General features: G+C 66.8%; 11 protein-coding genes and 1 tRNA gene. 7 read left to right on the plus strand and 5 right to left on the minus strand.

Going from position 1 to position 13393, the window contains the following annotated elements:
- Positions 1–71: 71 nt before the first annotated feature.
- The gene (locus AC10QF_RS12650) at positions 72–1907 is read right to left on the minus strand and encodes a glycosyltransferase family 39 protein (protein WP_494542314.1); all 1836 of its coding nucleotides are present in this window, start codon (positions 1905–1907) and stop codon (positions 72–74) included.
- 42 nt (positions 1908–1949) lie between these two features.
- Here AC10QF_RS12650 and AC10QF_RS12655 point away from each other — a divergent pair, with 42 nt between their 5' ends.
- From AC10QF_RS12655 to AC10QF_RS12670, 4 genes are read left to right on the plus strand one after another with little or no spacing between them, the layout of a single operon-like run.
- Positions 1950–2903: an AAA family ATPase gene (locus AC10QF_RS12655; RefSeq protein WP_005415501.1), complete on the plus strand. Its 954-nt coding sequence runs from the start codon at positions 1950–1952 to the stop codon at positions 2901–2903.
- A 23-nt stretch (positions 2904–2926) separates the two neighbouring features.
- Complete coding sequence (locus AC10QF_RS12660; RefSeq protein WP_164260920.1) at positions 2927–3850, plus strand: DUF58 domain-containing protein; 924 nt, start codon at positions 2927–2929, stop codon at positions 3848–3850.
- Complete coding sequence (locus AC10QF_RS12665; RefSeq protein WP_494542315.1) at positions 3843–5792, plus strand: transglutaminase TgpA family protein; 1950 nt, start codon at positions 3843–3845, stop codon at positions 5790–5792. Before AC10QF_RS12660 ends, AC10QF_RS12665 begins: the two co-directional genes overlap by 8 nt.
- Entirely contained in the window at positions 5789–6316 is a 528-nt protein-coding gene (locus AC10QF_RS12670) for a Slp family lipoprotein (protein WP_049417063.1), read from the plus strand. The genes AC10QF_RS12665 and AC10QF_RS12670 overlap by 4 nt, the downstream gene beginning before the upstream one ends.
- 76 nt (positions 6317–6392) lie before the next feature.
- Here AC10QF_RS12670 and AC10QF_RS12675 read toward each other — a convergent pair whose 3' ends face one another.
- The 4 genes from AC10QF_RS12675 to dnaX form a co-directional block, all read right to left on the minus strand.
- Complete coding sequence (locus AC10QF_RS12675) at positions 6393–6752, minus strand: histidine triad nucleotide-binding protein (RefSeq protein ID WP_005415497.1); 360 nt, start codon at positions 6750–6752, stop codon at positions 6393–6395.
- A 67-nt stretch (positions 6753–6819) separates the two neighbouring features.
- Positions 6820–7419, minus strand: a complete 600-nt coding sequence (gene recR / locus AC10QF_RS12680; RefSeq protein ID WP_005415496.1) for a recombination mediator RecR — start codon at positions 7417–7419, stop codon at positions 6820–6822.
- A gap of 111 nt (positions 7420–7530) precedes the next feature.
- Positions 7531–7851 carry a YbaB/EbfC family nucleoid-associated protein gene (locus AC10QF_RS12685; protein ID WP_494542316.1) on the minus strand — a complete coding sequence of 107 codons (321 nt, stop codon included), beginning with the start codon at positions 7849–7851 and terminating at the stop codon, positions 7531–7533.
- Positions 7852–7857: 6 nt separating this feature from the next.
- Positions 7858–9906, minus strand: coding sequence for a DNA polymerase III subunit gamma/tau (gene dnaX / locus AC10QF_RS12690; RefSeq protein WP_069138953.1), 2049 nt, complete (start codon positions 9904–9906; stop codon positions 7858–7860).
- A gap of 144 nt (positions 9907–10050) precedes the next feature.
- Here dnaX and AC10QF_RS12695 point away from each other — a divergent pair.
- From AC10QF_RS12695 to AC10QF_RS12705, 3 genes are all read left to right on the plus strand, one after another.
- Positions 10051–10143: transfer RNA gene (locus AC10QF_RS12695), tRNA-Ser, on the plus strand.
- An 84-nt stretch (positions 10144–10227) separates the two neighbouring features.
- A complete protein-coding gene (locus AC10QF_RS12700; RefSeq protein WP_494542317.1) occupies positions 10228–11730 on the plus strand; it encodes a DUF6538 domain-containing protein in 1503 nt (500 codons plus the stop codon).
- 29 nt (positions 11731–11759) lie between these two features.
- A complete protein-coding gene (locus AC10QF_RS12705) occupies positions 11760–13388 on the plus strand; it encodes a restriction endonuclease (RefSeq protein ID WP_494542318.1) in 1629 nt (542 codons plus the stop codon).
- Positions 13389–13393 lie beyond the last annotated feature (5 nt).

Consider the following 13393-nt stretch of genomic DNA (forward strand, 5'->3'; position numbering starts at 1 on the left):
TTTTCGAGGATGCCTGCCATCTGAATCGGACGCAGCCGGGCATCGGCTCGGCTCTACAGGACCAGAGGACCTCAACGAACCTCGAACGGTTGCTCCTGCCACGCCTCCACGCTGCCATCGCGCCCGTGCAGGCGCAGGCCGAGCCAGTGCCGGCCCGGCGCCAGCGTGGTGGTGTCCAGCGACGCGTCGAAGCCCACCGCCGGATGCTGCGGATCGGTACTGTCCGGCCAGGCGGGGCGAATGTCGAACACGCGCCCGTAACGCGCGTCTCCGATCGAGCGGCCATCAACCAGCACTTCAACCCGCGCCAGCCCGACCCCATCCTTGAATGCCCAGCCCTTGATGGCGAGCGTTCCGGAGACCTTTTCACTGTTGGACGGCGCATCCAGCCAAGCCATTGAGGGCGTTACGCAGGCCCCCTGTGCACGCTTGGCCGGCAGCCGGAACAGCAGGAACCGCTGGAAGCCATGATCGCTGCTGACCACGCGTGGCGCCGGCAACGGCCCCACCTGCTCGCAGATGGTGTGATAGCGCGCCAGCAGGTCGCGGTAGCGCTGGTCACTGGGTGACAGCACCAGCAGCATCGGCACACTGCGCGGGCCTTCGTGCAGCAGGTCCCACTGCGCCAGCTGTGCGGTGCGCCCATGCTTGTCGTTGAGCGGATGTGGCAACACCTCGATATCGCCATTGCCCAGCTGGAAGCCCAGTTCGGCACCGACCTTGAAGTTGCCCGCCAGGACACGCGTACCCGGTGGCATCTGCCGCAGTTCGTCACGCACCGCCACGGCCAGTGGCTGCCAGCCGGCAAAGTTGCGCGGGTAGTACTTGCTGCCGGCCATCTGCTCGCGAAGTGCCGGCGTGGACGCCATCAGGTAGTAGCCGAACGCCAGCACGGTACCTGCAGCGGCCAGCCACCAGCCGGTACGGCGCAGCCAGCGCGGCCAACCGTTGAGGACCACCGGCACGGCCACCAGCAGCGCCAGGTAGCCTGGCAGCGGCCAGTGGAAACTGATCCGCTCGACATCGGTGAAGAAGCCCAGCAGGAAGATGCCCAGCGTCGACACCCCGCCCACCAGGCCGAAATAGCGCCACTGCACCCGCGCCCCACCGCCACTGCGGGTACCCGCGAGGGCGACCTTCCACATCGCGATGCACAGGATCGGCGTCACCAGCATCGGCTGGATCACCAGGAACCACAGCCCCTCCCACTCGAACGTCCACGGGTGGCGCTCGACCACTTGGAACTTCAGGCCGGCGTCGTGGTTGTCGGCATTCCACGCCAGCAACGGCAGCCAGGCCAGCACGCCCACCGCCAGCGCCACCCATACGCGCGGGTCGGCCAGCATGCGACGGCCCTGCGGCAACGCCAGCAACGCAATGAAGCCGACACCGATGACACCAATGAAACGGTAGTGGCTGAGCGCACCGATCAGCAGGCCCAGCGCCAGCTTCATCGCCGAGGACGCGTCCACGCTGTGCAGCAGGCGTGCACCTGCGTGCAGGCAGATCACCGCCGCCAGCGCCATCGGTACGTCCGGCACGGCCAGCAGGCCCAGCGTGGCCGACAACGGCATCAGCAGCGTCAGGCTGCCCGCCTGCCAACCGGCCACGTTGCCGAACCAGCGCGTAGCGATGCGCACCACCAGCAACGGCAGCAGCGCACCGATGGCCAGGAACGGCAGGCGCAGTGCGAGTACGTGATGGCCACCGATCTCCACGCCCAGGCGTGCAAGCCAGGCGGTCAGCCCCGGCAGGTCGGAATAGGCAGCGGCCAGGTGCTGGCCTTCCTGCCAATAGAACGCCTCATCGACGAACAGCGGCAGGCGCGCAGCCACCACCAGCTTGGCCGCTGTGATCAGCGTCCATAACCAGAGAAATATTGTCCGCGCGCGCTGTTCGCCTTGCATTGCTCTATGGATAATCGAGTGGATTCCAGACCTGAGACGATCATGCCAGCCTCGTCCCCCAATCCCAGCATGCTAACCGATCAACTGCGCCAGGCCCTGCGGGAGGCACAGGATCAGGTGAACGCACTGGTGCTGGGCAAGGTGCCGGAAGTCAGGCTGGCCTTTGTCGCCCTGCTTTCTGGCGGCCACCTGCTCATCGAGGATCTGCCCGGGCTGGGCAAGACTACGTTGGCGCACGCATTGGCCAGCAGCCTCGGTCTCAGCTTCCAGCGCGTGCAGTTCACCTCTGACCTGCTGCCGGCCGATGTACTTGGCGTTTCGGTGTACGAGGCCGGCAGCCGCCAGTTCCAGTTCCATCCCGGCCCGGTGTTCACCCACGTGCTGCTGGCCGATGAGATCAATCGTGCACCGCCGCGGACACAGAGTGCGCTGCTGGAAGCGATGGCCGAGCAACAGGTCACACTGGATGGACAGACACATCCACTGCCCGACCCGTTCTTCGTGATCGCCACGCAGAACCCGGTCGACCTGTCCGGTACCTTCCCGTTGCCGGATTCGCAGCTGGATCGTTTCCTGCTGCGCCTGGCGATGGGCTACCCCAGCGCGCAGGCCGAGCGCGAGCTGCTGCGCGGCACTGATCGCCGCGACCTGATCGCACGCGCGCTGCCAAAGCTGGACGACACCCAGGTGCGTGCATTGCGTGAAGCGGTTGACCAAGTGCATGCCAGCGACGCGTTGATCGACTATGTGCAGGCGCTGCTGACCCGCAGCCGACACCATGCCGGCGTGCGCGTAGGCCTGTCACCGCGCGCGGGACTGGCCCTGCTGCGTGCCGCCAGGGCACATGCGCTGCTGCTCGGCCGCGGGCATGTGGTGCCCGAAGACGTGCAGACCCTGTTCGTGGCGGTGGCCGGCCATCGCCTGGTGGCCGAAGCCGAATCCAGCTCCGGGCCGGCGCTGGCGCGGGCGATCCTGCAGACCGTCGCGGTGGACTGAAGGTGGCCACACGCTGGGCACGCATGCAGCTGCTGGCACGCCCCCGCAGGCCCGAAGCCCTGCCGCAGCGACTGGACCGCCATCGCATCTATGTACTACCAACCCGCTTTGGCCTGTTCGTCGCCACCCTGCTGTCGGCGATGCTGCTGGGCGCATTGAACTACAACAACAACCCGGCCCTGCTGCTGGCGCTGCTGCTGGCCGCGGCAGCGATCGCCAGCGCCATCGCCGCGCACCTGCAGCTGTCCGGCATACAGATCGATGCAATCTCCGCCGAACCGGTACCGGCCGGGCATCCCCTGCGCCTGCGCGTGGACCTTTCGTTGCGTGACCCGCGCGCGCGCCACGGGCTGCACCTGCAGCTGGGCGCAGGCGAGGCCTGGGTTGCACTGCCTGCACACGGTCGCGGCGAAGTGGAGCTGGATGTTCCCAGCGAGCGGCGCGGCTGGCTGGAACTGCCCCGCATCCGCCTGTCGAGCACGCAGCCGCTGGGACTGGTGCGGGCATGGTCGTGGGTGTGGCCGGAGCAGCCGCTGCTGGTCTATCCACTTGCCGAGGCACTGGCACCGCCGCTTCCGGAACGTGGCAACGACCCACTGCACACCCGCGCCCATGCCAGTGGCGATGAGCTGCACCAGTTGCGCCCCTATCGTGCCGGCGATGCCCCGCGCAGCATTGCCTGGAAACACTCGGCGCGCCGCGACAGCCTGCTGGTACGCGAATACGAGAAGCCGATCGGCATCGAAGTGGTGCTGGACTGGCGCACGCTGGCGGCGCTGGGCCATGAAGCGCGCATCGCGCGGCTGGCACGCTGGGTCGACATGGCCGAGCGCGAAGGCCGTCGCTATACGCTGCTGCTTCCGGCCCATCCGCCGTTGGGGCCCGGCCAGGGCGCCAGCCACCACCACCTGTGCCTGCGCGCACTGGCATTGATGCCCCATGACTGAGCCTGCCGTCCTGCTCGACCGCAACGCCCGCAGCTGGACCCTGGCCAGCGCAGCGCTGGCGCTGCTGCCACTGCTGCTGCAGCTGCCGCCGGTGCTTGCCAGCGTGATCGCGATCGCCGCGGTGCTGACCGCTGCGCTTTCGTGGCGGCGGGTGCTGCCGATGCCGGTTCGCCTGGTGCTGGTGCTGGCCATGCTTGCCACCATCGTCTGGCAGATGGGCATGGTGCGGCCGGGCCGCGATACCGGCTGCGCATTGCTGGCGGCGATGCTGGCGATCAAGTCCAGCGAACTGCGCAACCTGCGCGATGCGCGCAGCCTGCTGGGCTTCGCGTTGTTCTCGCCGTTCGCGGCCTTCCTGCTCGACCAGGGGCCGCTGACCACCGGGCTGGCAGCGCTGGCCGCAGTTGCCGCACTGCTGGCCCTGCAACGCCTGGCCCTGGACGAGGGCCACAGCCCTCGCCTGCCGCTGCGCGGACAACTGCGTGGTGTCGGCCGCCTGCTGGGGATCGGCCTGCCACTCGCGCTGGCCTGCTTCTGGCTGTTCCCGCGCTTGTCCACGCCGCTGTGGGGCGTACCCGAGCGAGCGGTGGGCACACCGGGCCTGGCTGACAGCATGGCGCCGGACCAGTGGCTGGACCTGATGGCCGACGACACCCCGGCGTTGCGCGTGCAGTTTTTCGGCGCGGTGCCCGAACCTGCGCAGCGCTATTGGCGCGGCCCGGTGCTGACGTCGTTCGACGGCCACCGCTGGAGCCGCGATCGCGCGACGGCCGGACGCCCCGCACCGGTGGTCGAAACCGCCGCACAGGGTTGGGACTACCAGATCGACTACGAGCCCACCGACCGTCGCCTGCTGGTGGCACTGGACCTGCCCAGCCGCGCACCGGAGGGCAGCAGCTTCGATGCCGACATGAGCCTGCGCAGCGACCGCACGCTGTCCGCGCTCAGCCGCTGGCGGTTGCATTCGGCGCCGCCGCAACGGTTCGACACCGATCTGTCGCCCTACCTGCGCCGCGCGGCGCTGCAGCTTCCGCCCGGCTTCAATCCGCGCACCGCCCAGCTCGCGCGGCAATGGCGGCAGGAGGCAGGCAGCGATGACGAGGCCATCGTCCGCCGTGCGCTGCAATGGATCACCCGCGACTTCTCCTACACGCTGGATACACCGGTGGCGGGGCGCGATCCGGTCGACGATTTCCTGTTCAACTACAAGGCCGGCTTCTGCCAGCACTTCAGCTCGGCCTTCGTAGTGCTGATGCGCAACGCCGGCATTCCGGCCCGGGTGGTGACCGGCTTCGCAGGCGGTACCCGCAACCGCATCGGCGACTACTGGGTGGTGCGTCGCATGGATGCCCACGCCTGGGCCGAAGTCTGGCTGCCGCAACGCGGCTGGGTGCGGGTCGACCCGACTGCCGCCGTGGCACCCGAACGCATCCTGGACACCCTGGACGACCGCCTGCAGGCCGGCACCGATACCCCGCTGCAACAGCGCTGGTTGCAACTGGGGCAGATGGGTGACTGGCTGCGCCGCGGCTGGAACGACCTGGTGCTGTCCTTCGATGCACGCCGCCAGCAGCAACTGCTCAAGCCGTTCGGGCTGGATGACCTCGGGCCGGCGCAGCTGGTGACCGGATTCGTGGTCGCCGCCCTGCTGGCACTGGCGTGGATGGCCTGGCTGCTGGCCCGCGGCGAGCGCGAGCGCGACCCGCTGCTGCGCGCTTGGCACCGGCTCGGGCGGCGGTATGCGCGCCTCGGCCTGGCCCGCGAACCGCACGAAACCGCACAGGAATGGGCACAGCGGGTTCACCGGCAGCGCCCCGACCCGACCCTGCTCGCGCTCAGCCAGCGTTTCGCCGACGCGCGCTACGCTGGAACTTGCACCGACCTCGCTTCATTATTGCGGGACCTGCGCAGGCATCGCCCGACTTCCGGAGCCTCCCCATGAACACCAAGTTCCTCCTCACCGCTGTGGCCACGCTGGCCCTGTCGGCCTGCGCCACGGCCCCCAAGCCGCTGCAGGGACAGTTCAGCCTGGTTTCCCCGCGCGACTCGGTCGCCACCCAGCAGGTCGGCACGCCGGTCCGATGGGGCGGCCGCATCATCGAGACCAAGCCCGGCCAGGGCGAGACCTGCTTCCAGATGATCTCGCGCCCGCTCAACGCCAGTGGCCGCCCGAACACCACCTCGTCCGACGCCAGCGACGGCCGCTTCATTGCCTGCCGCGCCGGTTTCTACGACCCGGCCGTGTTTGAACCCGGCCGTGACGTGACCTTCATCGGCAAGATCGACGGCTACCAGAACACGCGCATCGGGGACTACGACTACCGCCTGCCGAAGCTGTCGGCCGATGTGATCTACCTGTGGCCGGAACAGCGCCAGGTCGATGTGGTGCCCTACCCCTATGGCCCGTGGGGCCCGGGTCCGTGGGGCCCGTATTGGGGTGGCTACGGCCGTTGGGGCTGGTGGTGATCGCCACCCAGCCTGCATGATCGGAAAAGGCCGCCTTCGGGCGGCCTTTTTCATCCACGCATGCGTGGACAGGGCCTCAACGCCCCGGCGTACCGAAATGCCCCAGCGGCGCGCCGGCCAGCAGGTGCATGTGGATGTGGAACACGGTCTGCCCAGCGTGCTCGCGGCAGTTCATCACGATGCGGTAGCCGTCCTGCGCGAAACCCTCGCGGCGCGCGTATTCGGCAGCGGCCAGGGCCAGCTTGCCGACCAGGTGCGCCTGCGACGGCTGCAGGTCGTCCAGGGTCGGGATGATCTCGTTCTTCGGAATGAACAGTACGTGCACCGGCGCCTGCGGTGCGATGTCCTTGAAGCCCAGCACCTCGTCGTCCTCATAGACGATGGTGGCCGGGATCTCGCGACGGATGATCTTGCTGAAGAGGGTTTCGTTGCTCATGGTCGGCCTCGGCGGGAGTGTCTTCCGCATTGTAGGCCGGCCGCGCCGGGCGATGCCCGGGCGGTGCTCAATCGCGGAATTCGCTGCGCGTCCCGAACGCGTGCGACAGCGTGCCGCGGTCAACGTATTCAAGCTCGCCGCCAAGCGGCAGGCCCTGTGCCAGCCGGCTGGGCTGCACCTTGCGCGCGCGCGCCAGCTGCGCAAGGTAATGCGCAGTGGCTTCGCCTTCGACGGTGGCACTGGTGGCGATGATCAGCTCCTGTACCTCACCTTCGGCCAGCCGCTGCTCCAGCTGCTCCAGGCCCAGCTCGCGCGGGCCGACGCCATCGAGCGGCGACAGCCGGCCCTGCAGCACGAAGTAGACACCGCGAAAACCCGTCGCGTTCTCGATCGCGAGACGATCGGCCGGCGATTCGACCACGCACAGCTGGCTGCGCTCGCGGCTGCTGTTGGCGCAGGTCGGGCACAGCTCGGTCTCGCTGAAGTCGCGGCACTGCGCGCAGTGGCCGATACGCTCCACCGCCAAGGCCAGCGTTTCGGCCAGGCGCTGGCCGCCTTCGCGCTCGCGCTCGAGCAGGTGGTAGGCCATGCGCTGCGCCGTCTTCTGGCCTACACCAGGCAGCACCCGCAGTGCGTCGATCAGTTGTTCAAGCAGGGGTGCGGACACGGCGGCATGCTTTCATTGCGTCGAGCAAGCTCGACAGCTACGTGTAGAGTCGAGCCCTGCTCGACTGAGGGTTGCAGCGGGCGCCTGCAGCGAGAGGCGCCCCGCCAAAAATCAGAACGGCAGCTTCATGCCCGGCGGCAGCTGCATGCCGGCGGTGGCCGAACCCATCTTCAACTTCGACTCGGCATCGATCTTGTTCGAGGCATCGTTGAAGGCGGCGGCGATCAGGTCTTCCAGCATCTCCGGGTCGCTGGTCAGCGACGGGTCGATGCGCACCTTGCGGCATTCCTTGGCGCCGGTCAGGGTCACGCTGACCATGCCGCCGCCGGCACTGCCGGTCACTTCGATCCTGGCGATTTCTTCCTGGGCCTTCTGCAGGTTCTCCTGCATCTTCTGGGCCTGCTGCATCAGTTGGGCGATGTTGCCGCGCATAGTCTCTTACTCGTCAAAAGAACGGATGGAATCGGAAACAACCCGGGCACCGTGCTGTTGGATCAGCACCTGCACTTCCGGGTCATCCATGAAAACGGCCTCTGCCACCTGCTGCCGCTCGCCACGCTGGCGGTCGGCACGCTGATGCAGGGTCTCGGCCGGAACGTGTTCGGTTTCCACGGTCTCGACCACGATCTTCGGCGCCTGGCCCAGGGCCTTCTGCAGCATCTCGCCCAGGGCAGCCAGCGCGCGCTCCGAGCGCAGGTACTCAAATCCGGGCGAAAGGCCCAGTTTCAAGGTCCCGTGCTGGCAGCTGATGAAGGCGGCGTTGGCAGCCAGCTGCCGCGAGGGGCCGCTGAGGCCGCTGTTGGCGACCAGGTCCAGCCAGTCTTCGGCAGTGGCCAGCTCGCTGACACCTTCCTGCGGCGCGGCGTCACGCGTCGGAGCCGGTTCGGCCGGCGCAATGGCAATACCTTCGGCGCGGAACGAACGCTCCGGCGGCGCAGGCTCGCCTGGAACCGCGGCGGGAGCCGGCGGTTCATGCCAGGGCGCGACCATGGCGGCATCCGGGCCGGCCATCTCGGCCGCCAGGGCCCCATCCCGCGCCTCGGCTTCGTCGGTGGCCCACGGCGGCAGGTCATCGCTTGCCTCTGCAGCGATGGCAGACGCCGGCGCCTCGGCCTTCACCGGCGGCGGTGACACGGGCTCTTCCACCGGAACCGGCTCGGGTTCAGGCGTCGGATCCGGCTCCGGTTGCGGTGCCGGCTCGGGTTCGGGTTCAGGTTCGCGCGGTGCAGCCGCCGGAGCGGCCGCCTGCGCCGCCGCGGCCGGACTGGCCGAAGCGACGGCAGCAGCCGGCGTCGCTTCATGGCTTCCGGCATCGGCGCCACCACCGGCAGCGTTGCCACCCGGCGCGCCACCCACCGCACCGTCGACGGCCTTCGGCACCGGCGGTACCGCTGCGGCCGGACGGAACGCCAGCATGCGCAACACCGCCATTTCAAAGCCCGCGCGCGGGCTCGGTGCCAGTGGCAGGTCGCGACGGCCATTCAAGGCCATCTGGTACCAGAGCTGCACCACTTCCGGGCGCAGGCGCTCGGCGAATGCCGCCACATCCAGGCCTTCCGCGACGGCGGCGCCCGGCACCAGCTGCTGCACCTGGATGCGATGCAGGCCTTCGGCCAGCGCTTCCAGCACGCCACTCCAGTCCGGCGAGAATTCGGCCAGCGCGGCCACCACCTGCAGCAGGCGCGGGCCATCGCCCTCGGCCAGCGCGTCGAGCATCGCCGCCACCTGGGTGCGATCCACAGTACCCAGCATGGTGCGCACCACATCCTCGCGCAGCGCGCCGCCGGCATAGGCGATCGCCTGGTCCAGCAGTGACAGGCCGTCACGCAGGCTGCCATCAGCGGCCTTGGCCAGCTGCACGATGGCGCTGCCGTCGGCCTCGATCTCTTCCGCCGCCAGGATGCGGGTCATCTGGCCCTGGATCTGGTCTTCGTCCAGGCGCTTGAGATTGAACTGCAGGCAGCGGCTGAGCACGGTGACCGGTAGCTTCTGCGGGTCGGTGGTGGCCAGCAGGAACTTCACGTGCTCCGGCGGCTCTTCCAGCGTCTTCAGCAGTGCGTTGAACGCCGCCTTGGACAGCATGTGCACTTCGTCGATCAGGTAGACCTTGTACTTGCCGCGCGAGGGCATGTACTGCGCGTTCTCGATCACCTCGCGCACGTCGTCCACGCCGGTGTTGGACGCGGCGTCGATTTCCAGCAGGTCGATGTAGCGACCGGCGTCGATGTCCAGGCAGGCGGCACACTGGCCGCACGGATCGGCGCTGGTGCCCTGCTCGCAGTTCAGCGACTTGGCGAAGATGCGCGCGATGGTGGTCTTGCCCACGCCACGGGTACCGGTGAACAGGAACGCGTGGTGGACCCGGCCGCTGTCCAGCGCATTGCTGAGCGCACGGACCACATGCTCCTGGCCCACCAGCTCGGCAAAACGCTTCGGACGCCACTTGCGGGCAAGGACGAGATAGGACATCAGGCCACCGTTTTCCATCGGATGTTCCATTGTGCCATGCCTGTCCAGCCCCCTCGCCAACAATGCCCCTGGATGCGCCTCTGATCAGAGGTGCTTGTGTCCGGCCGCGCCGCCCGCTAGAATCTGCGCCCCTGCTGAGGCGTTTGCCGATGGCAGGGATCCGGAGAGGTGTCCGAGTGGTTGAAGGAGCACGCCTGGAAAGTGTGTAAGCGTCTAAACCGCGCTTCGGGGGTTCGAATCCCCCTCTCTCCGCCAGATTACGCAAACCCCTGTTTACGCAGGGGTTTTTGCTTTTCTGGGGTGACCTTCGGCGGGACACAAATCGGGACACATCTCTCGATGCGCATCCCACACCACCTCACCCGCTCTCCCACCGGCCTTTGGGCTTTCCGACAACGCGTCCCTACCGACCTTCAAGGCGTGGTTGGCCGACGCGTCCTCAAGCGCACATTGCGCACCCGCGACCTGCCCACGGCCAGGCTGCGCGCACTGGCCCTAGCTGCGGGCTATGCTCAGGCCTTCGATGTGTTGAGGGACCAACGCGTGGACAAGCTGAGCAAGCGCGAGGCCGATGAACTGATCGCCCGTCTGACCCAATCCGACAACCTGAAAGAATTGATCCTCCACCGGTCCCGCGCCGCCGATGGCACGGTCACCGAGCGCTGGCAGATCGACAACGAGGAAGACCTACGGCTTTTCCAGAAGATGCAACGCCAGGGCGCAGACCCGTTGCTGGACGCCGTCAACGGCACCCCCTCTCCCGCTCCGGCGCCAGTCCCGAAGTCCAAACTGACCCCCATCACCCTCGAAGACGCCTGCGACGCTTGGCTGGCCACGCTCAAGGGCAACACGCTGCCCAAGACCTGGACGATCAAGCGCACGGCTATCGTTTCCCTGGTCGGCTTCCTCGGGAGCAAGACCAAGCTCCACACGCTGACGCGCACAGACTTGGCCCGCTGGTATCAGCACATGCGCGAAGAGGGCGCCTCAACCCCCACCCTGACCAACAAGCAGTCTTACATTGGCGGCAAGGGCGGCTTCTTCGAGTGGGCCATGGCCTCGGGCTACTACCCCAGGGGCGACAATGTTGCCGCTGGGCATGTCAGCTACTCCATCCGAGAGAAGCGAGCTCGGCGAAAGTTCGGCTTCAAGCCTTACGACACCCACCAAGTCCGAGCCCTCTTTGCGCCAGCCGCCTTCGAGCAACTGGCGCTTTCAGCCCGCTGGGCCGCGGTCATTGGTCTTTACACCGGCGCTCGCGCCGCCGAGGTGGGCCAACTGCTTCCCAGCGATGTCACCGAAGAGGCGGGATTGCTCTGCATTCACATGTCCGATGAAGGGGAGCATCAGAAGCTCAAATCCGATGCCAGCATCCGAACCGTCCCTGTTCACCCTGATCTGCTGACCCTCGGGTTCAAGGAATGGGTTGAGGGGTTAAGGGCGGCAGAGGCAAAGCGGCTGTTCCCGGCCGCCAAACCGGATGCCAAGAACGGCGCCGGTAATTGGATCACCAAGGCGTTCGGCCGCCACCTGGAAGCCGTAGGCAAGAACTGGACGCCCGGCAAGCGCGGCTTCCATTCGCTCCGGAAAACCGTCATTCAGTCGCTCCAAGGGGCGGGCGTACCGTCCGAGCTGCGGGCCCAGGTGGTGGGCCACGAGTTGGACGACGAGCACCACGCCACGTATAGCCGCGAATTCACCGCCCACGAGAAGCTGCATGGGCCTGGAAAGAACACTCCGGGATTGGCGGTGCTGGATTTTGGCTTGAACCTGCCTGCGCTGCGCGCCCTTTTGAACGACCAAACGCCCAAAAAGCGCGTTAGAAGGACGTCGACAGGTTAGTCTTTAGATATTCGACATCAGGGGGATGTATGGGACGACGGAGCGGCCTAGAAGGGTTTCTGCGGGCAGCCGGCCGGGCAGCGGCGGCAGCGCAGCGCGAAAACAAGCGCCAGCAGCGAATGCAAGCGACGCAACTGAGGCAGTTGGAGCGCCATGAGCGTATGGCTGCTGCGCAACAGATGCGGGAGCTGCGCGCCCTGGAGAAACAGGAGAAGGAAGCTGCGCGCTTGGCCAAAGCCGAATACCTCCAAGACCGCCAAGCTGAGGCAGACGACCTCAACGCCGAGCTCAAAGACCGGCTGGAGGAACTGGAGGGCCTGCTCCTTCACACCCTGTCGGTGAACGACACCATCAGCTTCGACAGCCTGCGTCACACCGATCCCTATCCCGGCTTCAAAGTGCCCAAGGACTTGGTTCCGGGGTTGGCGCCGGTCGAGGTCGAGGTTCCGGGCCCCACCGGCTTCTCACGCTTTTGGCCCGGCGCCGCAAAGCGGCACTTGGCAGCCCAGGCGGCGGCCCATCATGCCCACCAGCAGGCTCTCGAACAGTTCCATCGCGCAGAAGCGCAAAAGAAGCAACGGCTGGCCGATCTACGGGCCCAACACGAGACCGAACGCGCGCTCTATGAGGCTGACGTCGGTCGCCGAAACGCTGAAGTGGATGAGTTTCAGAGCGCCTACCTGGCTCACGAGCCTGATGCCGTTGTGGCCTACAACGACATGGTGCTCACGCGCTCCGAATACCCCTCTGAGGGTTTCCCTCAGGCGTTCAAGCTGGCCTATGCCGAGGCATCCAAGGAATTGGTCATTGAGTATGACCTGCCCGAGGTGGGTGTCGTCCCCACCGAAGCCGATTATCGCTATGTCAAAACACGCGATGCGATCGACTCCAAGGCGCGCAAGGCCAGCGACATCAAATCGCTCTACCAAGACATCATTGCCTCAATCGCGCTGAGGACCTTGCACGAAGCCTTTGAGGCCGATCAAGCAGACGCATTGGCGCTGGTCACCTTCAATGGCGTGGTGGACACCCACGATCCCACCACCGGCCAAGAGGTCCGGGTACCGGTGGTGTCCGTCCGGGCAACAAAGGCCGCCTTTTTTCAGCTGCGCCTTGAACGCGTGGAAAAGGTTGCATGCCTGCGCAGCCTGGGTGCTCAGGTCTCAAACAGGCCCGATGAATTGCAGGCCATCAAACCGATCGTCGAATTCAACATGGTCGACAAGCGCTTCATCGCGCAATCAGACGTGCTCTCAGGCCTTGAATCGCGCCCCAACCTTCTGGATTTGACCCCCAGCGAGTTCGAAGCACTCGTCTCCAACCTGTTCAGTCGGATGGGGCTGGACACGAAACTGACCCGGAGCTCCCGCGATGGCGGAGTCGATGCGGTGGCCTTTGACACCCGGCCCGTCTTGGGCGGGAAGGTCGTCATACAGGCCAAGCGCTATCGGGACACCGTAGGGGTCAGCGCGGTTCGCGATCTTTACGGGACCATGCTCAACGAAGGTGCCAGCAAGGGCATCTTGGTTTGCACCAGCGGCTACGGCACCGAAGCCTTCAACTTTGCCAAAGACAAGCCCATTGAGCTGATCGACGGGGGTGGTCTGCTCTATTTGCTGAGGGAACACGCCGGCTTGGATGCACGCATCGCAGCTTAAGGACA

This window comes from Stenotrophomonas maltophilia complex sp. Om-AH-Sm3 (assembly GCF_059337855.1).

Coding starts and splice junctions, on each gene's coding strand:
- AC10QF_RS12650 (WP_494542314.1), bottom strand. CDS start 1,907: ATGCAAGGCGAACAGCGCGCGCGGACAATATTTCTCTGGTTATGGACG.
- AC10QF_RS12655 (WP_005415501.1), top strand. CDS start 1,950: ATGCCAGCCTCGTCCCCCAATCCCAGCATGCTAACCGATCAACTGCGC.
- AC10QF_RS12660 (WP_164260920.1), top strand. CDS start 2,927: ATGCAGCTGCTGGCACGCCCCCGCAGGCCCGAAGCCCTGCCGCAGCGA.
- AC10QF_RS12665 (WP_494542315.1), top strand. CDS start 3,843: ATGACTGAGCCTGCCGTCCTGCTCGACCGCAACGCCCGCAGCTGGACC.
- AC10QF_RS12670 (WP_049417063.1), top strand. CDS start 5,789: ATGAACACCAAGTTCCTCCTCACCGCTGTGGCCACGCTGGCCCTGTCG.
- AC10QF_RS12675 (WP_005415497.1), bottom strand. CDS start 6,752: ATGAGCAACGAAACCCTCTTCAGCAAGATCATCCGTCGCGAGATCCCG.
- AC10QF_RS12685 (WP_494542316.1), bottom strand. CDS start 7,851: ATGCGCGGCAACATCGCCCAACTGATGCAGCAGGCCCAGAAGATGCAG.
- dnaX (WP_069138953.1), bottom strand. CDS start 9,906: ATGGAAAACGGTGGCCTGATGTCCTATCTCGTCCTTGCCCGCAAGTGG.
- AC10QF_RS12700 (WP_494542317.1), top strand. CDS start 10,228: ATGCGCATCCCACACCACCTCACCCGCTCTCCCACCGGCCTTTGGGCT.
- AC10QF_RS12705 (WP_494542318.1), top strand. CDS start 11,760: ATGGGACGACGGAGCGGCCTAGAAGGGTTTCTGCGGGCAGCCGGCCGG.